Annotated in this window: 21 protein-coding genes; 10 read left to right on the plus strand and 11 right to left on the minus strand. The window is 64.3% G+C overall.

Going from position 1 to position 18141, the window contains the following annotated elements; all coding sequences use genetic code 11:
* The 4 genes from E4K09_RS22025 to E4K09_RS22040 all read right to left on the minus strand — a co-directional run.
* A partial coding sequence (locus E4K09_RS22025) for a single-stranded DNA-binding protein (protein WP_166802353.1) occupies nt 1–94 on the minus strand: 94 nt, incomplete at its 3' end.
* A 219-nt stretch (nt 95–313) separates the two neighbouring features.
* Nucleotides 314–589, minus strand: a complete 276-nt coding sequence (locus E4K09_RS22030; protein WP_134499848.1) for a hypothetical protein — start codon at nt 587–589, stop codon at nt 314–316.
* 32 nt (nt 590–621) lie between these two features.
* Nucleotides 622–966: a hypothetical protein gene (locus E4K09_RS22035; protein WP_134499849.1), complete on the minus strand. Its 345-nt coding sequence runs from the start codon at nt 964–966 to the stop codon at nt 622–624.
* Between the two features lie 74 nt (nt 967–1040).
* On the minus strand, nt 1041–1658 hold the full coding sequence (locus tag E4K09_RS22040; protein ID WP_134499850.1) for a hypothetical protein: 618 nt from the start codon (nt 1656–1658) through the stop codon (nt 1041–1043).
* Nucleotides 1659–1999: 341 nt separating this feature from the next.
* On the opposite strand from E4K09_RS22040, the gene E4K09_RS22045 reads away from it, so the two are divergent.
* Genes E4K09_RS22045 through E4K09_RS22055 form a run of 3 tightly spaced genes read left to right on the plus strand, consistent with a single transcriptional unit; the run spans nt 2000 to nt 5120 of the window.
* Nucleotides 2000–2296, plus strand: a complete 297-nt coding sequence (locus tag E4K09_RS22045) for a hypothetical protein (protein WP_134499851.1) — start codon at nt 2000–2002, stop codon at nt 2294–2296.
* The gene (locus E4K09_RS22050; RefSeq protein ID WP_134499852.1) at nt 2296–4125 is read left to right on the plus strand and encodes an AAA family ATPase; all 1830 of its coding nucleotides are present in this window, start codon (nt 2296–2298) and stop codon (nt 4123–4125) included. The genes E4K09_RS22045 and E4K09_RS22050 overlap by 1 nt, the downstream gene beginning before the upstream one ends.
* Complete coding sequence (locus E4K09_RS22055; protein ID WP_134499853.1) at nt 4122–5120, plus strand: metallophosphoesterase family protein; 999 nt, start codon at nt 4122–4124, stop codon at nt 5118–5120. The genes E4K09_RS22050 and E4K09_RS22055 overlap by 4 nt, the downstream gene beginning before the upstream one ends.
* An 89-nt stretch (nt 5121–5209) precedes the next feature.
* Here E4K09_RS22055 and E4K09_RS22060 read toward each other — a convergent pair whose 3' ends face one another.
* The gene (locus tag E4K09_RS22060; RefSeq protein ID WP_134499854.1) at nt 5210–5860 is read right to left on the minus strand and encodes a hypothetical protein; all 651 of its coding nucleotides are present in this window, start codon (nt 5858–5860) and stop codon (nt 5210–5212) included.
* Nucleotides 5861–6221: 361 nt separating this feature from the next.
* Between E4K09_RS22060 and E4K09_RS22065 the strand changes: the two genes are divergently transcribed.
* Nucleotides 6222–6890: a trna delta -isopentenylpyrophosphate transferase gene (locus tag E4K09_RS22065; RefSeq protein ID WP_134499855.1), complete on the plus strand. Its 669-nt coding sequence runs from the start codon at nt 6222–6224 to the stop codon at nt 6888–6890.
* Nucleotides 6891–6983: 93 nt separating this feature from the next.
* Nucleotides 6984–7151, plus strand: coding sequence for a hypothetical protein (locus E4K09_RS29340; protein ID WP_166802445.1), 168 nt, complete (start codon nt 6984–6986; stop codon nt 7149–7151).
* Here the strand turns inward: E4K09_RS29340 and E4K09_RS22070 are convergent.
* On the minus strand, nt 7094–8971 hold the full coding sequence (locus E4K09_RS22070) for a glycosyltransferase (protein WP_134499856.1): 1878 nt from the start codon (nt 8969–8971) through the stop codon (nt 7094–7096). The two genes, E4K09_RS29340 and E4K09_RS22070, sit on opposite strands and share 58 nt — an antisense overlap.
* Nucleotides 8972–9132: 161 nt before the next feature.
* Here E4K09_RS22070 and E4K09_RS22075 point away from each other — a divergent pair, with 161 nt between their 5' ends.
* On the plus strand, nt 9133–9942 hold the full coding sequence (locus E4K09_RS22075) for a transporter substrate-binding domain-containing protein (RefSeq protein WP_244610637.1): 810 nt from the start codon (nt 9133–9135) through the stop codon (nt 9940–9942).
* Between the two features lie 167 nt (nt 9943–10109).
* Nucleotides 10110–11828, plus strand: coding sequence for a lysine--tRNA ligase (locus tag E4K09_RS22080; RefSeq protein WP_134499857.1), 1719 nt, complete (start codon nt 10110–10112; stop codon nt 11826–11828).
* A 92-nt stretch (nt 11829–11920) separates the two neighbouring features.
* On the opposite strand, the gene E4K09_RS22085 is transcribed toward E4K09_RS22080, so the two are convergent.
* Nucleotides 11921–12553, minus strand: coding sequence for a S24 family peptidase (locus tag E4K09_RS22085; RefSeq protein WP_134499858.1), 633 nt, complete (start codon nt 12551–12553; stop codon nt 11921–11923).
* Between the two features lie 154 nt (nt 12554–12707).
* Between E4K09_RS22085 and E4K09_RS22090 the strand changes: the two genes are divergently transcribed.
* On the plus strand, nt 12708–13052 hold the full coding sequence (locus E4K09_RS22090; protein ID WP_134499905.1) for a DUF952 domain-containing protein: 345 nt from the start codon (nt 12708–12710) through the stop codon (nt 13050–13052).
* Entirely contained in the window at nt 13049–14134 is a 1086-nt protein-coding gene (locus E4K09_RS22095; protein ID WP_134499859.1) for a quinone-dependent dihydroorotate dehydrogenase, read from the plus strand. Before E4K09_RS22090 ends, E4K09_RS22095 begins: the two co-directional genes overlap by 4 nt.
* Here E4K09_RS22095 and E4K09_RS22100 read toward each other — a convergent pair.
* Together E4K09_RS22100 and E4K09_RS22105 are read right to left on the minus strand one after the other, a co-directional pair.
* Nucleotides 14119–15483 (minus strand): MATE family efflux transporter, encoded by a 1365-nt coding sequence (locus tag E4K09_RS22100; protein WP_134499860.1) that lies wholly within the window; start codon nt 15481–15483, stop codon nt 14119–14121. The two genes, E4K09_RS22095 and E4K09_RS22100, sit on opposite strands and share 16 nt — an antisense overlap.
* Nucleotides 15484–15498: 15 nt before the next feature.
* On the minus strand, nt 15499–15759 hold the full coding sequence (locus E4K09_RS22105; protein ID WP_134499861.1) for a DUF6460 domain-containing protein: 261 nt from the start codon (nt 15757–15759) through the stop codon (nt 15499–15501).
* Nucleotides 15760–15854: 95 nt separating this feature from the next.
* On the opposite strand from E4K09_RS22105, the gene E4K09_RS22110 reads away from it, so the two are divergent.
* Nucleotides 15855–16796: an alpha/beta hydrolase gene (locus E4K09_RS22110; protein WP_134499862.1), complete on the plus strand. Its 942-nt coding sequence runs from the start codon at nt 15855–15857 to the stop codon at nt 16794–16796.
* 83 nt (nt 16797–16879) lie between these two features.
* On the opposite strand, the gene E4K09_RS22115 is transcribed toward E4K09_RS22110, so the two are convergent.
* The gene (locus E4K09_RS22115) at nt 16880–17551 is read right to left on the minus strand and encodes a response regulator (RefSeq protein WP_134499863.1); all 672 of its coding nucleotides are present in this window, start codon (nt 17549–17551) and stop codon (nt 16880–16882) included.
* A gap of 137 nt (nt 17552–17688) precedes the next feature.
* Nucleotides 17689–18141 (minus strand): secondary thiamine-phosphate synthase enzyme YjbQ, encoded by a 453-nt coding sequence (locus tag E4K09_RS22120; RefSeq protein ID WP_134499864.1) that lies wholly within the window; start codon nt 18139–18141, stop codon nt 17689–17691.

Below are 18141 nucleotides of genomic sequence, written 5' to 3' on the forward strand. Positions count from 1 at the left end.
GGTTCACCACCGGCTCCCCGTTGTTCAGGCGCCGCACCTCCGGGTCACGCCCCAGATTGCCCACCAAGATCACCTTGTTCACACTGCCCGCCATCGGACATCCTCCTGTTCGTCTCTCCCGAACGCGGTTCGGGTCTGCTGCACTCTCCTGCCCGAACGGGCATCGCCTATTGTTCTACATTTGTTCTTGAAAAAACTCAAGGATTAAAGAACGGGAGGGGGATGGCTGCGCGGAGAAGGGGGGAGCACATGTCCCAAACGAAAAGAGCGGCGAAGGTTCGCCGCTCCTCGGATCTTGCCGTGGATCCTGCCGTTACTCGGCAGCCTGAAGATAGACCACCTTGGACTGCTCGCTCTGAACCTCGCGCAGGGTGCGGGCCATGTAGGTCAGCTGCTCGATGGCCTTGTCGAGATCGGCCTTCGTGCCCTGGCTGAGATCATAGGCCTCACGGCCCCGGTAGAGGCGATTGACCTGGCTTTCCATATCGACGGCAGCTTCGCGGATACGGTGGACGAGAGTGTCGGCGATGACATTCGCGTTGCCGTCCACAACACAGAAGCCGACATCGCTTGCACGGACCTTCGACATGAATTGAACCTCTTCTTCTTGTTGTTTCTTGCTCAAGCAACGGCCTTGTCGCGAAGCTCGCCATGAAGGCCGAGGCGGCGCGCCAGGGAGTGTTTCGTCACCGGCCCGATCCCCGGAAGCGCGCTCAGGAAACGCAGCTTGTCCGCGGCTTCGGCGTAGTCTTGAAAGAGCTGCTCGCGCTCGCGCCACACCTGATCGATGGCGTCAGCCTTGGCCGGGTGGCGGAAGCCGACGCGAGCGGTCGAGCCGCATGCAAGCGCGCGCATGCAGCGCTCGAACGTGCGACGGCCGACGCTCGGCGTGACGCTCGCATGGCAGATGGTGGCGATCACGCTTTCGGCAAACGCCTCGGCCGTCTCGGGCGCGCAGAGATCCATGCGGGAAGCATCCCCTTGCGGAGCGCTCCAACCGGGCAGGGACCTCTCATCGTGCCATAGGCTTGGCATTCACATCACCTTATGTTCCAGGCTGCCTGCAGCAGTCGAACGAGCTTCGTTCCCGTCCTGCGAATTCGATACGGTGCCTGCCGTGCGAGAGCCGGAGCCTTCTCCATGGCATAGCGTGCAGAGCGGATGCGTGTGGTTGTCGAAAATGGGCGCGCGCCTGATGGAGTGCGGATGCGCCAGCTATCGTCGAGCTTGCGAAAACCCTCGTCCTGCAAGGACTTCTCCGTAAAACCCGGCTCCACGAAGATGGGTGTTTGACCCTCATTTCGCAAGGCTTCCGTCATCCCGGGAGAGGAGTTTCGCGAGGTGCGGTCGAGGTTGCGGCTCACGTGCGGCCAAGCTGAAATGTCGCGGCGCGCCACCTTGAATGTCTGTGCGAGCTCCGCGCCCGTTTCGACATGGTAGACGGAAGCCGCGCAGGAGAAGGCTTCCGCGAATGGTGCCATGGCACACCAGCTTTTCTCGGCCATGTGCAGCGGCCACGTCCACAGGCCGTCCTCCCGGCGTTGGCCGAGACTCTCGCGCTCGATGAAGTAGCCGGTCGTCTTGTGCTCGAGCCCATCCTCCGTCACGAGCCATTCCTCGTTCTCGAAGATCGGGCGAACATCCGTCATGGCGCTCATACCATCATCCTTCCGGCGCGGAGCCTACTTGGCCCGAGAACCTGCTTGGTCCAGAAACCTGCTTGGCCCTGGAGCTTCGTCGGCCCAAGGGCGCTGCCCACGAAGCAGCATCTGCTTGATGAGCGAACAAAACAAGAACATAATGCCAGACGGTGGCGTGTCAAGCAAAGTTCGTTGGCTGGGACTGTAATCTTGGAGTAACCGCTCCTATGTGGAGGTCTGGATGGCGGGATTGAAGAGATGGTCCTCAATCCAGAGCGAAATAAGACGAAGACGTTGCGACGAAATATCGCCGTTCTAAACTGAAGCTGGACCATTCATCTACAGCGGAGCTTTTGCCTATGACGAGCCAGACACGCCTGGAATCGGACAGCCTCAGGCGTCTCGAAACCCTGCGCAAAACCTTCGACAAGCTCCGGGCGGACAGGATTCGTGCGGAAGGCGAGGTCGAGCGCCTGGCGCGCGATCTCGACGAGGCGAAAGCGCTCGCAAGGGCCGAGCTCGGCACCGACGACGAGGTAGAGATCCGCGCCCTCATCGAAGCAGCCACCGCGCAGAATGCGAAGCTCGTCGACGAATTCGACGCCGCGTTGCGTGACGTCGAGACGAGCCTGCGGCGGCTCGGAGACGAGCGTTGATGGAGCGCTCGATCGAACACGACCTCGCCCGTGTAGGGTCCTCTCTCGCGCGGCTGGAGGGGCGGCGCGATGCGATGGCGCTGCGCCTCGCGGAGCTGACACGCGAGATCGAGCTCGCGAAAGGGCGGCTTGCGGTCAAGGACGAGGTCGAGGGCTTCATCGAGGCCGTGCACGGCAGCGCCAGCCGCCGCAACCTTGCGGCCTTCGAGACCTTGCTGACGGCGCTCGTGCAGGAGGTGCTGCCCGGAGAGAAGCCGGTCGCGCTGGAGCTGTCGACCGAGCGCGGCCTGGCCTCTCTCGACATCTGCGTGCGCCGCCCGGACGGAACGCTCGAGGATGTGCTGGAGGACAACGGCGGCGCGCTCACCAACGTGGTCGGCATGGCGCTGCGGCTCATCGCGGTCGTCAAGGCGGACGTTGCGCGCTTCCTCGCCTTGGACGAGGCCGATTGCTGGATCGCGCCGGATCGGGTCTCCTCTTTCTACAGGGTCCTCGAGGACGGGGCGGCACGCCTCGGCGTGCAGTGCTTCGCCGTGTCCCACCACGACCTGTCCCAGTTCTCCGACAAATTTCACATCGCGCGGATCGTTGGCGAGCCGGTCGGCGGCGTCGACGTGCAATCCGCCGATTGCAGCGGGGCCTGGGACGACACGCAGCCGGGCCTGCGCTTCATTCGCCTCGTCAATGTTCAGGCCTACCGGGACACCACGCTTCCCTTGAGCCCCGGTGTCAATGCGCTGATCGGACCCAACAACCGCGGCAAATCCACCTTCATCCGCGCGCTGCGGGCCGTGTTCTACGGCGAGGCGCGCGACAGCCTGGTGCGGGCTGGCGCGAAATCCGCGATCGTCGAGATCGGCGTCGCGGGCAGGCGGATCTTGCGCTTCACCCGTCAGCCGCGCCGATCGCCTGTGAACATCTGGTCCCTGCACGAGGCGGATGGATCTATCGTGGAGGAGAAGGGCATGCGCTACGAAACCGGCGGGCGCAATGTGCCCGACTGGGTCGGCGATCTCATGCGCATCACCAAGGTGGAGGATCTCGACGTTCATATCGCGCATCAGAAGTTTCCGGTGTTCCTCCTGGGTGAAACCGCTTCGCGACGCTCGGCCGTTCTCTCCATCGGGCAGGAGGCGAGCTACATCCGCGACATGCTGATGATCCATCGCGAGCGCTGCACCCGCGACAATGCCACCGTCCGCAACGGCGAGCGGGAGCTGGCTTCTCTCCAGGAGACGCTCGCAAGCCTCGAGGGCATCGGTGCGCTGAAGGGCCGGTTGAGCGCTCTGAGGGAGCAGGCGCGGCAGATCGCGGCCGGGTCGGACCGTCTGCGGAACCTGCAGGATCATGCGATGCGGCTGGCGCAGCTTGCCCGTCAGCTCGCGGCGGCCCGGGCCCGTGTGGAGGCGACCCGTGCGCTGCCGTCGCCGGATCGGATCGCCGATCTCACGCGCCGGATCGAGCATGCCCGTGAACGGGAGCGGATCGGCCGCCAGGTTCTTCAGCTCGGCAGGGAGCTGGCCTCGGGCCAGACACGCTTGGCCGCGCTCCGCTCCTTGCCCGATGAAGCCCCGGCTCTTGAAAGCACGGTCCACGCACAAAACATGATGAAGCGCCTTGCCGATCTGCGCAGCGCCGCTCTCATCGCGAGAAGCCGTGTGGCGCAGATCGATGAAGGAATCGCATCCGTGCAGGCCGAGATGGCGCGCTTCGTCGAGGAGACCGGCGGGCTGTGCCCGACCTGCGGCTCTCCGGTGAGCCCGGAGAACCTCCTGGACCACCACGCCCATTCCTCTCATCCCTCGCCGTCGGAGCGGCTGACCGCATGATCCTGTCCGGAGATCGTCTCTCGCCCGTTTCCTGCAACGGGCTTCTCGTCATCGGGGACCCGCATGTGGGATCAAGACGCCCGGGGCGGCGCAGGGACACCGTGTGGCCGCAGGCCGTGCTCGCCAAGCTCGACCGTTGCGTCGCCATCGCCAACGAGCGCGATCTGGCGCCTGTCATCCTGGGAGACCTGTTCGACCGGCCCGTGGAGCCGGACGAGGCGCTGAAGAACCAGCTCATCCGCATTCTCAAGAGCTTTCGCCGCCGGCCGCTCGTGAATGTGGGCAACCACGACATCCAGCACACAACGCTCACCGACGGCGATACCCTGTCGCTGCTCGGGATCTGCGACGTGGTCGATGTGGTGGCCACGTCCGCTCCCGTGGCGGAGTTCCACATCGGCGGACGGCGTCTGGGCGTGGGCATGACGCCCTACGGCCAGGCGATCCCCACGGATGCGCGCGGCTCCTTCACGGGGGTCGACCTGCACGCCTGGTTCACCCATCACGACATCGCCTTCGACGGCGGCTATCCGGGCGCAGTGCCGCCCTTCGCGGTGGAGGGCTGCGACGTGCTCATCAACGGGCACATCCACAAGACGCAGAAGGCCGTGCTGGCCGGGCGCACGCGCTGGCTGAACCCCGGCAACATCAACCGTCAGTCGGTGGATCTCGCAGACCACGTTCCGCGCGCCTGGATCCTCGACGCGGGCGGGGACCTGGAAGCCCAGGAGCTGCCGCACGAGCGCAACGTGTTCGACCTCACGGGACGGATCGTGGAGGCCGCCGATGGTGGCGCGGTGGCGCGGGCGGTGGAGAGTGCCTTCGTGACGCTGCTGCAGGCGGAATCCTCGACCGAGCTGAAACGCAGCGGCGACGGCTCCATCGTGCGGGATGAGATCGAGGCGAAGTTCGCCGAGGACCAGACGCCGGATGCCGTGCGCGCCATCGTGCGCTCGCTCCTGAGCGAGGCGGTGGAGCGGCACGCCGGGTCTTAGAGCTGTTCCACTGGCGTGGAATCATCTCCCTTCCTGGGTGTACCGCATTTTTCGGTCGGCGAGCCGGATCCACTTCGCCGAAGAATGCTCTAGAACGCAAAGGGATCCGTGTAGGGAAGGCGGCGCCTGCGAACCTGCGTTTCAGGCAGGATCGGGCAGCTGATATCGACGGCGATCAATCCCTCGCAGGCAAGCGCCAAAACGGCTGCGACGCCGTCCTGGGTGTTCATGACCGCGCCTGCGCAATCCACCAGACGCATGGTGCCGACCTCGTCGAGCTGGTGAAGAATGCGAACCCGGTCGCCGGCCGTTACAGGCGTGCGCTTGCAGGCCGTAATGAGACGCACGGTCGTAAAGCGCGGCTCCGCGCGGATGCTCGCGGCCGTCTCGATGGAGAAGTGGCGCCCGTCCTCGGAAACGAGGCCGTGGATCGCCGCTGTGCGAAGGGGATGGGTGAGAAGATCCTCGTCCGTCAGCACGTCGACGAGAAGGGATTGTCCGTCCCGGACGATCTCGAAATCGGCGATATGCTCGATCCTGCGCTCCCCGATCTCGAATTCCGCGGGATCGGCCGGCGCACTTAGCGACTCGATCTCGGGATCGAGCTCGCAGATCGCGAGAAAGTCGGCAATGAGGCTGTTGCGATTGAGCGGCGTCGACGGGCGCTTCTGCGCACGCCGGGACCCCTGGCGCCGCTCGGGGCGGCGGTCGGACAAGTCGAGGATCGCTGGCGCTGACATCGGGCCTCCTGTGGGTGATGGATCGGCAGGAGAGGACAATGCGCCGTTTGCGCTCGATCAAGTTTTACTCTCCGGCAAAAGAACAAATATGGAACATGGACCTTGAAGTCAAATCACAAAGAGGCAGGCCCGATCCATCGAAAGCCTTACCGCCAGCGCTGCCGAAGGAGGTATTGAGGCAAAATGACGCCGGTACTAAGCCTTTGAAGTCAAAGGGTTTTATCGCTCCGTTCAGGGGGCGTAGGTTGGACCCGGAGGGTCGAATCTGCTATAGAACAAACAACGAACGCCCTGCCTTTCGGAGGAGGCCTGAAGAAGAGCGTGGTACCGGTTTTGCGGGCAAATGAGAGATAGGAACGAGATGAATACAGCAGACAAGAAGATTGCCGAGGTGCTTGCAAAATTCGACGAGCCGATGGCCGGCAACGTCTGGCGCGTCCAGGGCACGGCGGTGATTTATCACAAGACGCTCGAGCGCATTGCCGCCCAGGCGAAGATCAGCTTCGACGAGCCGAAGATCATCCGCGCCGAGCGCGACGAGGCCGTCATCCAGGTGACGGGCCGCATGGGCGAGCGGGTGGAATGGTCGATCGGCGAGGCTCTGATCGGCGTGAATTACAGGGTCTCCGGCAAGCAGGCGGCCTATGTCTACGCCATGGCCGAGAAGCGCGCGAAGGACCGGGTCATCCTCAAGCTCATCGAGCTGCATGGCTTCGTCTATTCGGAGGAAGAGGCCGACGAGTTCAAGCAGAGCCGTCCCGGATACGCCGAGCAGCCTGCCGAGATCGAGCGCCCCGAGGCCGAGAAGACCAAGGTCGAGGTGACCGCCGACGGCCATGGGGAAGAGGAGCTGAAGCAGAAGATCAAGAAGGCGAAGACCATCAACGCCGTCACGGATCTCATGCTTCACGCCGACACGCAGAAGCTCCTCTCCGGCCTGCCGGAAGGCATTCGCGACGAGATCCGCGACTTCGCCAAGGCACGGCTCGTGGAGCTGGGCTGGCCGACCAAGAAGGCGGCTGCGGCTTAAGGCTCTCCATTCCGGCGAGGCGGCATCAGCCGCCTCGTTTTTCATGCGAACTCGGCTTATGATCATGGCCCGGACATGAGAGGATGGGCACGGATGAGCATCGGCACGGAGCAACCCACGACCTCGGAGCGGCGCACGGGCCTTGCTCTCGTGGCGGCCGCGATCATCTGCCTCGCGGCATCGGGGGGATTGCTCTGGTGGCGCTACGGCGGCGCCATCTTCGAGGACATGGTCTCGGCCGCCTTGGCCTGGTGTTTCTGAAGTGTCCCGGAGCGCGACGTGCGCGCAAGGCCATGGCTGGTCTTGTTCCAGCGAAAGGGATCAGTGCCGAATTCCCATAGACCACGCCATGCGGCAAGGCTGACGAGGCCATAATAGAACGGCAGCAGGGCGAGCCAGGGAAGGAGCCGCCACAGGCCACGGCGGTGCAGCGCCACCAGCGCCGGAACAAAGATGGAGCTCATGCCCGACAGGAACATCGTCAGGCTTCCCGCGTACCAGATGCCCGCCCATGGCGAGGAGGATCTCTCGGACAGCCACAGCACGATGAAGAGCCCTGTGCAAACGGGATAGACGAGGGCGCTCAACATCGCTCCCGCGGTCAGAGCCATTCCGGCATAAAACCTCCAGAAGCCGAACTGCGAAAGACTCGAAGCCATATCGCGGGAGTGGCAGATGCCGGTCTGCAGAAATCCCTTCATCCAGCGCGTGCGTTGCCGAAACCATCGGCCAAGCGTGCTTGGTGCCTCCTCGAGGGTCGAGGACGGAAGATCGGCCACGCGATACCCCAGCCGAGCCAGGCGCAGGCCGAGATCCGCATCCTCCGTCACGTTCCAGGCATCCCATCCATGAACCCTCCTGAGGACCGCCGTGCGGAAGTGGTTGGACGTGCCGCCAAGCGGGATCGGGCTGCCGATGTCCGCCAGGCCAGGATTGAACACGTCGAACAAAGCCGCGTATTCGATGGTGAAAAGGCGCGTGATCCAGGAATCGTACGTGTTGTCGATCGTCAGGCGCGCCTGGAGACAGGCCACATCCACGGGCATGGTCGAGAACGAGGAAACGGCCAGCCGCAATTGGTCGCGATCCGGCACATCCTCCGCATCGTAGACGACCGTGAAGCGACCGCGGGCGAGCGGCAGGGCGACGTTGAGGGCGCGGGGCTTGGTGCGCGGCTGACCCGGGGGCGCGACAATGATCTCGATGTTTCCGGGCAGCTCTGCTCGCTTGAGGGCGTCCATGGTTTCGCGATCATCGGCCTCGAGCACGAGTTTGATATCGAGCTTGGCGGCGGGATAATCGAGCCGCTTGAGGGCTTCCACAAGGCGCGCGGCAACTTGCTTCTCCCGGTAGAGCGCCGCGATGATCGTATAGACGGGTAACGACGCGTCCTTCGCCCGTTCCTGGGAACAAGGCGGAGGCAAGGGATTGCTGAGAACCGACGACGCCAGGCGCAGCACGACGATGCAGAGAAACAGCGGGCTCGCGAGCAAGCAGAGCAGGGCGAGGGTGGCGTGAGGGCTGGCGACGATGCTGAAGGATGCGAAGAGGGCGACCAGGACGGCTGCCGCCACCTGTGGAGTGCTCGCGCCGCTGTAGCTGGACAGGCCAGGGGCCACATGAGGGAGTTCAAGGGCCGCACGACGCGCGATCAGACGGCCGTGAGTCCGCAGGACGGACTTGGTCAGGGATGACGGTGTGGTGATCGCAAGGGCGCCCGGCGGCTGGGGATTTTTGAGAAGCCGTGCCAGCCTCTCGCCTCGCGGAGCCATGACGAACCCGCTGCCGCCGGCCAATAGGGCAAGCCCTGTCAGGATGCTTTCGGGATAGCGGGCTCCGGGCGACAGGCGAGGGGTGGCCAGAAAGGGAAGGTGCAGCTCGGCGGCAAGAGCCCGGTAGAAGACCGGCTCCTCGACGAGCCCATACTTCAGAAGCGCTTCGTCGGCTGTGACCCCGGTCGCTTTGGCAATCGCAGCCGCCCTTTGCAGAGTGGCGGGCGCCAAGCCGTGATGCGCCAGAAAACCGATCTCGACAGGAAGTGCTGTTGACTGCCGGGCCGGCTCCGCTAGACCCTGCCTCATGGGCGATGAACGCCCCCGCAGCGTATTCGTGAAACTGGCGAAGCAACGGGCAAGAGAGTATCGTCTTCAAGATGTGTTACATTGTATCGATGATCGCCCGCTTCTCGCGCAAGATCAAGACGCTTCCCTGGACCAGGGCTCACGTCTCGACCTGGGGGGCGATGGCACTCCTGTCGCTGGGCGGCGTCGCACAGGCCCAGACGGTCACGGTGCCCAATTTCTGGGATCCCAAATCCCAGCTCGATCGCCCTGACATCCCTGCCAACCGCACAATCCGCTTCCTGGTCGACGACGATTTTCCGCCGTTGCATTTCCCGGGCCTCGACAGCGCCCCGACCGGCTTCTCCGTCGAACTCGCGCGGGCGGCCTGCGAAAGGCTGAGCCTGAGCTGCACCGTTCAGGTCCGCCGCTTCGATACCCTGCTTGATGCCTTGGCCGAGAAGCAGGGCGATGTGGTCGCGGCAGCCGTCCCGGTGACGGCGGATCTGCGCCGGCGCTTCTCGGTGACCGCCCCTTACTTCAGAATTCCGGCGCGGCTCGTCGCGAAGTCCGCCCTGATCAAGGACATGCCGTCGTTCTCGCCCAAGGCTCTCCAGGGCAAGACCGTCGGCGTCGTCGAGGGGACGGCGCACGAGGCCTTCGCCAAAGCCTTCATGCCATCCTCCACCCTCAAGACCTATCAGGAGCTCACGGCGGCCGAGGCGGCTCTCAAGGCCGGCGGCATCGATTACGTCTTCGCCGATGGGCTCAGCCTCGCCTTGTGGATCGGCGGTGAGGATGCGGACGGGTGCTGCGTCTTCGCAGGCGGGCCCTATCTCGAGAGCCGGTTCTTCGGGGAGGGGATCGGCTTCGTCCTGCGCAGCGAGGACGACAACCTGCGCCGCGCGCTGGATTATGCCCTGCAGCAGCTCTGGAGGGAGGGCAAATATGCGGAGCTTTACCTCCGGTTCTTCCCGATCAGTCCCTTCTGACACAAGGGCTCGTTGCAGCGCTCCGGAGGCCTCTGCGAACCTTCTCCGCTCCAAGATACGCCGTTGCGGGACTGAGCGTCGTGGGGTCCCGAAAGTGCATTCCACTTTCGGGTCCGATGCTCTAGTGTGCCGCGCTTCCGGAAGCAGTTCTCCTTGAAGCAAGGCCCATGTCCCGACCTCTTTCTCTCGACCCTGCCCTGATTGAAGCCGCTCAGACCGCGACCGCCTGGCCTTTCGAAGAGGCCCGCAAGCTCGTGGAGCGCCTCAAACGGACGGGCAAGAAGGAGGCTCTGTTCGAAACGGGCTACGGGCCCTCGGGCCTGCCGCATATCGGCACCTTCGGCGAGGTGGCCCGGACCAGCATGGTGCGCCATGCCTTCCGCGTTCTGACCGGGGACAGCATCCCGACCCGCCTCGTCGCCTTCTCGGACGACATGGACGGCCTGCGCAAGGTCCCGGACAACATCCCGAACAAGGAACTGGTGGCGTCCGCTCTCGGCAAGCCCCTGACCCAGGTGCCGGATCCGTTCGGCACGCATGAGAGCTTCGCCCATCACAACAATGCGCGCCTGCGCGAATTCCTGGATGCCTTCGGTTTCGATTACGAGTTCAAGTCGGCCACCGAATGCTACAGGTCGGGCGTTTTCGACAGGACGCTGCTCACGGTGCTCGAGCGCTATGATGCGGTGATGGCGATCATGCTGCCGTCCCTGCGCGAGGAGCGTCAGCAATCCTACTCGCCGTTCCTGCCGGTCCACCCGAAGACCGGCATCGTGATGCAGGTGGCAATCGACGAGCGCAAGCTCGATGCCGGCACGATCGTCTGGCGGGATCCCGACACGGGCGAGCGTTTCGAGACGCCCGTCACGGGCGGCCATGCCAAGCTGCAGTGGAAGCCCGATTGGGCCATGCGCTGGGTGGCGCTCGGGGTCGATTACGAGATGGCCGGCAAGGATCTCATCGACAGCGTGAAGCTTTCCGGTGAGATCGCCAAGGCGCTCGGCGGCCTTCCGCCGGAGGGTTTCAACTACGAGCTCTTCCTCGACGAGAAGGGCCAGAAGATCTCGAAGTCCAAGGGCAATGGCCTCACCATCGACGAGTGGCTGACCTACGGCACACCCGACAGTCTCGCGCTCTTCATGTTCAACAAGCCGCGCGAGGCGAAGAAGCTCTATTTCGACGTGATCCCGCGCCAGGTGGACGATTACCTCACCTTCCTGGAGAAGTATCGGGCTCAGGACGCCAAGACACGCCTGATGAATCCGGTCTGGCACCTCCATGCCGGTGAGCCGCCCGCGCCCGAACTCGTTTCGTCCGGCGGGGCCAATCAGCCCGGCACGACGATCTCGTTCTCGATGCTCCTCAACCTCGTGGCCGTGGCGAACTCGGAAGACCCGGCGGTGCTCTGGGGCTTCATCCGCCGCTATGCGCCGGGCGTGTCGCCCGAGACGCACCCGCGCCTCGACAGCCTCGTGAAGCGCGCCGTGCGCTACTTCGAGGATTTCGTGAAGCCGCAGAAGACCTATCGTCTGGCAGACGAGGTGGAGGCGGCTTCCCTGAAGCGTCTGAGCGACGTACTGGCCTCGTTCGAAAGCGGCGAGCGTCCCGCGACCGCCGAGGCGATCCAGGAAGAGATCTACAACGTGGGCCGTGCCGAGCCGCGCTATCAGGACCTCAAGGCCAAGGGGGCCACACCCGAGCGTCCCGGTGTGTCCATCGAGTGGTTCAACACGATCTATCAGGTGCTGCTCGGCGAGCCGCGCGGTCCGCGCTTCGGCTCGTTCGTGGCCCTCTACGGGGTGAGGGAAACGCGCGCGCTCATCGCCAAGGCGCTGGCGGGCGACCTCGTGCGCGAGCACGAGGCCTTTCTGAAAGCGCGGGGCTAGGGCATCGGACGTGAAAAGTGGCCTCGCTTTCGGGAGAGCGCATCAATCCTGAAGAGGGAACGATGCTCTGGAAACGACGCGAGAATGAGCCTTTACTGACGGGCCCACATGATCCGGGCCATCCAGGCGATCTCCTCCGTGGAGATCGCCCGGTCTTCACTCCCTTTGGTCAGCGACGACAGTTCCAGGGTCTTGGCGGAGCGGCGTTTGAGCTCCTGCGCGACGATTTCACCGGTGGCCGTGCACACCACCACGCGATCGCCCTTGCGCAGGCTCGCGGTCGGCGAGACGATGAGAACATCGCCGTCGCGATAGAGCGGCGCCATCGTGTCGCCCGTCACCTCGAGAGCAAACACCTTCTCCTGCCCGAAATCAGGGAATTCGATTTCATCCCAGCCCGGCCCGCCCGTTGGAAGGCCCTCATCGGTCAGGATCTTGCCGGCGCTGGCCTGAGTCATGCCGATCATCGGGAGCATGGAGCGGCGCAATGATCCGGAAGGTTCCACGAGACGCAGAAAATCCTCCAGCGTTGCCCCCGTGGCGCGAAGGATCTTGGAGATGGATTCCGTCGAAGGCCACCGCTCGCGGCCTTCAGGGCTGACACGTTTTGATTTGTTGAAACTTGTGGCATCGAGACCGGCTTTGCGCGCCAACCCGGATGCAGTCATTCCATGGCGGGCGGCAAGTGCATCAATGGCAGCCCAAACGCGCTCGTGAGATAACATTGTACAAACCTTCGCAAAAAGCGAATAAATCTGAAAGCGAACTTATGCCTAGGAATTAAGGTTGTTCTATGACTCTTGCAACATGGAAGATCCAGTCAAGGCATGCCGGCGAATAGGAGTTGCTCCGGAAGCAGAGGTTAGGCACATGAATTCAATGCAGATCATCTACAAAATTTGCCCGGAAAGTCTTTGGCACGAAGCGCAAGCAGCCCATTTCTTCAGGGGAGCGCCCATCGATATCCAGGATGGATACCTCCATTTTTCCACTGCGGAACAGGTTCGGGAAACTGCGGATAGGCACTTCGCGGGGCAGCGCGATCTCCTGTTGATTGCGGTCGACGCCGAGAAAGTCGGTCCGGCTCTGCGCTATGAGCCTTCCCGGGGCGGCGATCTTTTCCCGCATCTGTATGCGCCGCTTGCCTTATCCGACGTCCTGTGGGTAAAGCCGCTACCGATCGGTCCCGACGGCCGTCATGTTTTTCCGGATCTCGATTCATGATCGGTGCGCTTTTCTCACTTGCACGACCTGCCCTGCACGCACTCGATGCGGAGACGGCGCACCAACTGACGATCCGCTCACTCTCGTTGATGCCCGTGACGCCCGCACCGAGGGACGATGCACGATTGGCTGTCGATGTGTTCGGTCGCCGCTTCCCTAATCCCGTGGGGCTTGCGGCGGGCTTCGACAAGCAATGCGAGGTGCCCGATCAGCTCCTGTCCCTCGGCTTTGGTTTCGTGGAACTCGGCGGCGTCGTGCCGAGGCCTCAGGAAGGCAATCCGCGCCCGCGCGTGTTCCGGCTTTCGCGCGATGAGGCCGTCATCAATCGCTTCGGTCTGAACAGCGACGGGCTGGACGTTGCGCGCGAACGCCTCTCCCGTCGTCTGGGACGTCCCGGCGTAGTCGGCGTGAACATCGGCGCGAACAAGGATTCGGCGGATCGCATTGCCGATTACGTCGCCTGCATCGAGACACTCTGCGGGCTTGTCGACTTCCTGACCATCAACGTGTCGTCGCCCAATACGCCCGGCCTGCGCGATCTGCAGGGGGAGGCGTTCCTCGACGACCTGCTCGCCCGCAGCGTCGAGGCCCGTGACAAGGCCGACGAGGGCCGCAAGAAAACGATCATTCTCCTGAAGATCGCCCCGGATCTCTCGCTCGAGACCCTCGATGCCATCGTGGCGACGGCGCTCAAGCGCAACATCGACGGGCTCACCGTCTCCAACACCACCGTGGCGCGCCCCGAGACCCTGAAGGAAAAGGCGCTTGCTGCCGAGACCGGAGGTCTGTCCGGCAGGCCGCTCTTCGTGCCCTCCACCAGGATTCTCGCGGAAACCTTCCTGCGGGTCGAGCGCAGGATCCCGCTCATCGGCGTCGGTGGCGTGGATTCCGCCGATGCGGCATGGGCCAAGATCCGCGCCGGAGCGAGCCTCGTTCAGCTCTATTCCGCGATGGTCTACAAGGGTCCCGGCCTGATCGGCGACATCAAGCGCGGGCTTCTGGAAAAGCTCGCGCAGGACAGGATGTCGCTGCCGCAGGCCGTCGGCCGCGATGCATCGGCGATGGCTCAGGGACGCTTCTGATCCCGACGACCCTCAGGGAGGCTGGCGAAGGTCTTCTTCGCCAGCTTCGGATAGAGAACGGCTTGGCCGATGCCGCGTGCGCCCAGGAAGATGAGCAGCGCAATCCAGAGTGCGGTGTTGCCGAGGCTTCCCGCAGCCAGCAGGATGAGGCCATAGGCCGCGAAGGCGATGACCATGAGATCGCGCATCGCCTTGGTCCACGTCGCTCCCGTATAGATGCCGTCGAAGGCGAAAGCCGCAGCGCCGACGAAGGGCGTCAAGGCGGCGAAGACCAGATACTCGCGGGCATAGGCCCGCACGTCCGGATTGGTCGACACGAAGTCGATGAACAGCCCGCCACCGATCAGGAGGATCGCCGAGACGGCGAGGCCGAAACCGAGGCTCCAGCCGAGGCTCAGGTGAATGGCGCGCCGGAAGCCGCGCTCGTCGCGTGCGCCGATGCTCTGGCCGCAGAGCGTCTCGGCGGCGGTGGCGAAGCCGTCGAGGAAATAGCCGCCGATCAGAAACATGTTGTAGAGCACCGCGTTCGCGGCGAGCGTCACATCGCCGGAACGTGCGCCCAAGGCGCTGAAGATCGAGAAGGCCAGGATCAGCGCCACGTTGCGGATTATGATGTCCCGATTCATGGCGAGCGTCTGCAGGATCGCGGTGCGGTTCAGCACCTCGGCCCGTGTCACGGAAAGCGGGTTCGAGCCGAGGCGGCGCAGAACCAAAATGCCGAGGCCCACGCCCAGCACCTCCGCGATGGCCGTCCCGATGGCCGCACCCGCGATGCCGAGGTGGAAGATCAGCACGAGGCCGGCGGTGAGCAGGACGTTGGCGACATTGATCGCCACCTGCAGGAGCAGGCCGAGATCGGTCCGCCCGCGTCCCAGAGTCGAGCCGAGGATGACGTAATTCGCCAGCGTGAACGGTGCGGCCCAGATGCGAATGTAGAAATAGATGGCGAGCGCATCCGTGACGGCTTCGCTCGCCCCGGCGAAGGAAAAGGCGGCGGTCGCGATGGGCCATTGCAGCAGGATCAGGAGAAGGCCCGTGATCCCTGCCACCAGGAAGGCGCGGGCCAGCGTCAGATCGACCTCGTGCCGGTCACCGGCGCCGGTCGCCTGGGCGGTGAGGCCCGCCGTTGCCATGCGCAGAGAGCCGAAGCTCCAGAACACGAAGTCGAAGATGACGGCGCCCAAGGCCACGGCCCCCAGAAGATGCGCTTCGCCCAGCCGCCCGATCACCGTCGCGTCGACGAGCCCCAGCAGGGGCGTCGTGACATGCGACAGGGTCATGGGCAGGGCGAGGGCCAGCAGGCGCCGGTGGGAGACCTTGATCTGCGCGACGTTGAGCGAGCCGTCCATGTTGCTGCGTTCTGGTCAGCGCTGGCCGAACAGCCTGGACAGGAGCCAGAGCGGCACCACGATCACGGCCCCGTAGACCACCCAGAGGCCGACCTCCTTCACCGTGTCAAGGCTCAGGTCGAGGACGGAGCTGATCCAGTTGAACAGGCCCTCGATCAGCCCAAGCGGCGTGATGTCGAGGTAGTGCATGAAGGCGCCGACGAGGAGCGACAGGAAAATGAGCTTGGCCAGCACGGAGCCGGGCGAGCCGCCGAGAAACCGGGTCAGGTTGGACATATCGTCAATCTCGTCAGAAAGCGTCACTGGACGCGGGGATTAGCGTGTGCTTCATCGCAAGGGCCGATGATGAACGCAACCCTGTCGAGCCTTCCATGATCGATCCCGCTCTCTTCGACCCTGCCGCCATCAGCGAGGAGATCCGCGCCCAGAACGCGGACATCATCGCCAAGCTCTCGGCTCTTCCCGATCCCATGTCCGTGCCGCCGGCCGTCGTGCGGGAGCGGCGCCGCCAGGGGCTCGGGCCGTTTCCGCTGCTGCCCCTGAGCCCCGGGGCCAAGGTCATCGAGATCGACGGGCCCGCAGGCCCGATCCCGCTGCGGATCATCGCTCCCGAAAGGCCGCGGGGCGTCTATCTTCACATCCACGGCGGCGGCTGGACCTGGGGCACCGCGGACGAGCAGGATCCCTGGCTCGACCGTTTGGCCGAGCGCTGCGGCCTCGCCGTGGTCTCGGTGGAATACCGGCTCGCGCCGGAGGATCCTTACCCTGCCGGTCCCGACGATTGCGAGGCGGCCGCCCTCTGGGCTGTCCGGGAGGCCGAGAGCCGGTTCGGCACCTCCCGCCTGTTCATCGGGGGCGAATCGGCGGGCGCGCATCTGTCCGCGGTGACGCTCCTGCGCCTGCGCGACAGGCACGGCCTTACGCCTTTCCGGGGCGCGAACCTGTTCGCCGGCTGCTACGATCTCAACCTGACTCCCAGCGTGCGGCACTGGGGCCCTGAGCGGCTGATCCTCAACACCAACGACGTGAGGGTTTTTGCCGACAACTTCGTCGGTCATGCGAGCGACCGCACCAATCCGGACATCTCGCCGCTTCATGCGGACCTCAGGGGATTGCCGCCGGCTCTCTTCTCGGTCGGCACGAAGGACATGCTGCTCGATGACACGCTCTTCATGGCCTCCCGCTATGCGGCGGCCGGCAACAGGACCGATCTCGCCCTGTGGCCGGGCGGCTGCCACGTGTTCATCCGCTTCGACAGCGCCATGAGCGAGCAGGCGCTGTCCCGGATCGACGCCTTCATCGAGGCGCTTTGAGTTTTGACAGTACACACCTCATCCTGAGGAGCCGCGAAGCGGCGTCTCGAAGGGCGAGGCTCTAGGGGAAGGCAGCGTTAGGCTCAATCCGCCCCGGCCGGGGAGGGGCGCTGGGTCACGCCGATCCTGGAGGCCGCGATCACGGCCTGGGTGCGGCTGTCGACGCCGAGCTTGTCGAGAATGGCGGACACGTGGGCCTTCACGGTCGCCTCGGACACACCGAGCTCATAGGCGATCTGCTTGTTGAGAAGGCCCTCCGAGAGCATGGTCAGAACGCGGACCTGCTGCGGGGTGAGGGTGCCCAGACGCCGGACCAGATCGGCAGTCTCGACGTCCTCTGCGGCGGAAAGGTCCACGTCCGGCGGGGTCCAGGTGTCGCCCGCCAGCACCGCCTGGATGGCGCCGCCGATATTGTCGATGTCGATCGATTTCGGAATGAAGCCCGAGGCCCCGAAATCCATGGCCCGCCGGATCACGTTGGGCTCCTCCGTGGCGGACACGATGACGACCGGCAGTTCGGGATATTGGGCCCTAAGGGACATGAGGCCGGAGAAGCCCTGGACCCCCGGCATCGTCAGGTCGAGCAGGATCAGATCGACGTCCCGTTCCTGGGCCAGGGAGGCATTGAGGTCATCCATGCCGCTGGCCTCGATCACCCGGGCCTCGGGCATGATGGAAGCGACGGACTGTCTCAACGCGCCGCGAAACAGCGGGTGGTCATCGGCGATGATGATCGTGGTGTTTTGACCCTGCACTGCTGCCTTCTCCCACGAGAGCTTTGGTGAGCCTTAGCCGCATCTCTCATGAAATAGCAAGGCGGCAATAGAAGGCCACGGCCAATCTATCTGGAAAGATAAGCGGATAACATACGCAAACATACGGGGCCCGTGAGTTATGCCCCGATGAGGTGCAGAATGAGGTCCCGCCGGTGGGGCCTATCGCGGTGCTCGACGAGATACAGGCCCTGCCAGGTCCCGAGGGCCATCTGCCCCTCCATGACGGGAATGCTCAGGGAAACGCCTGACAGAACGGTGCGGATGTGGGCCGGCATGTCGTCCGGTCCCTCCGTCGAATGCACATAGCCCGCATCCCGGGGCGCGAGCCGGTCGAAGGCGGTCATCAGGTCGAGGCGGACATCGGGATCGGCGTTCTCCTGGATGAGCAGGGAGGCCGACGTATGGCGGCAGAAGATCGTCAGCAGGCCATGGAGGAGGCCCGTGGCGAAAACCCAGCGGGAGACCGCATCGGTGATCTCGATGAGGCCCTGACCTTCGGTGTCGACCAGCAGGCGTCCATTGACCTGCTGCGTCACGCTGCCTTCGGAAAGGGTTTCCACATTCAGCAT

The sequence above is a fragment of the Microvirga pakistanensis genome, from assembly GCF_004458765.1.
Classification (GTDB): Bacteria; Pseudomonadota; Alphaproteobacteria; order Rhizobiales; family Beijerinckiaceae; genus Microvirga; species Microvirga pakistanensis.

Coding starts and splice junctions, on each gene's coding strand:
- E4K09_RS22030 (WP_134499848.1), bottom strand. CDS start 589: ATGTCGAAGGTCCGTGCAAGCGATGTCGGCTTCTGTGTTGTGGACGGC.
- E4K09_RS22035 (WP_134499849.1), bottom strand. CDS start 966: ATGGATCTCTGCGCGCCCGAGACGGCCGAGGCGTTTGCCGAAAGCGTG.
- E4K09_RS22040 (WP_134499850.1), bottom strand. CDS start 1,658: ATGAGCGCCATGACGGATGTTCGCCCGATCTTCGAGAACGAGGAATGG.
- E4K09_RS22045 (WP_134499851.1), top strand. CDS start 2,000: ATGACGAGCCAGACACGCCTGGAATCGGACAGCCTCAGGCGTCTCGAA.
- E4K09_RS22050 (WP_134499852.1), top strand. CDS start 2,296: ATGGAGCGCTCGATCGAACACGACCTCGCCCGTGTAGGGTCCTCTCTC.
- E4K09_RS22055 (WP_134499853.1), top strand. CDS start 4,122: ATGATCCTGTCCGGAGATCGTCTCTCGCCCGTTTCCTGCAACGGGCTT.
- E4K09_RS22060 (WP_134499854.1), bottom strand. CDS start 5,860: ATGTCAGCGCCAGCGATCCTCGACTTGTCCGACCGCCGCCCCGAGCGG.
- E4K09_RS22065 (WP_134499855.1), top strand. CDS start 6,222: ATGAATACAGCAGACAAGAAGATTGCCGAGGTGCTTGCAAAATTCGAC.
- E4K09_RS29340 (WP_166802445.1), top strand. CDS start 6,984: ATGAGCATCGGCACGGAGCAACCCACGACCTCGGAGCGGCGCACGGGC.
- E4K09_RS22070 (WP_134499856.1), bottom strand. CDS start 8,971: ATGAGGCAGGGTCTAGCGGAGCCGGCCCGGCAGTCAACAGCACTTCCT.
- E4K09_RS22075 (WP_244610637.1), top strand. CDS start 9,133: ATGGCACTCCTGTCGCTGGGCGGCGTCGCACAGGCCCAGACGGTCACG.
- E4K09_RS22080 (WP_134499857.1), top strand. CDS start 10,110: ATGTCCCGACCTCTTTCTCTCGACCCTGCCCTGATTGAAGCCGCTCAG.
- E4K09_RS22085 (WP_134499858.1), bottom strand. CDS start 12,553: ATGTTATCTCACGAGCGCGTTTGGGCTGCCATTGATGCACTTGCCGCC.
- E4K09_RS22090 (WP_134499905.1), top strand. CDS start 12,708: ATGCAGATCATCTACAAAATTTGCCCGGAAAGTCTTTGGCACGAAGCG.
- E4K09_RS22095 (WP_134499859.1), top strand. CDS start 13,049: ATGATCGGTGCGCTTTTCTCACTTGCACGACCTGCCCTGCACGCACTC.
- E4K09_RS22100 (WP_134499860.1), bottom strand. CDS start 15,483: ATGGACGGCTCGCTCAACGTCGCGCAGATCAAGGTCTCCCACCGGCGC.
- E4K09_RS22105 (WP_134499861.1), bottom strand. CDS start 15,759: ATGTCCAACCTGACCCGGTTTCTCGGCGGCTCGCCCGGCTCCGTGCTG.
- E4K09_RS22110 (WP_134499862.1), top strand. CDS start 15,855: ATGATCGATCCCGCTCTCTTCGACCCTGCCGCCATCAGCGAGGAGATC.
- E4K09_RS22120 (WP_134499864.1), bottom strand. CDS start 18,141: ATGCTGAATGTGGAAACCCTTTCCGAAGGCAGCGTGACGCAGCAGGTC.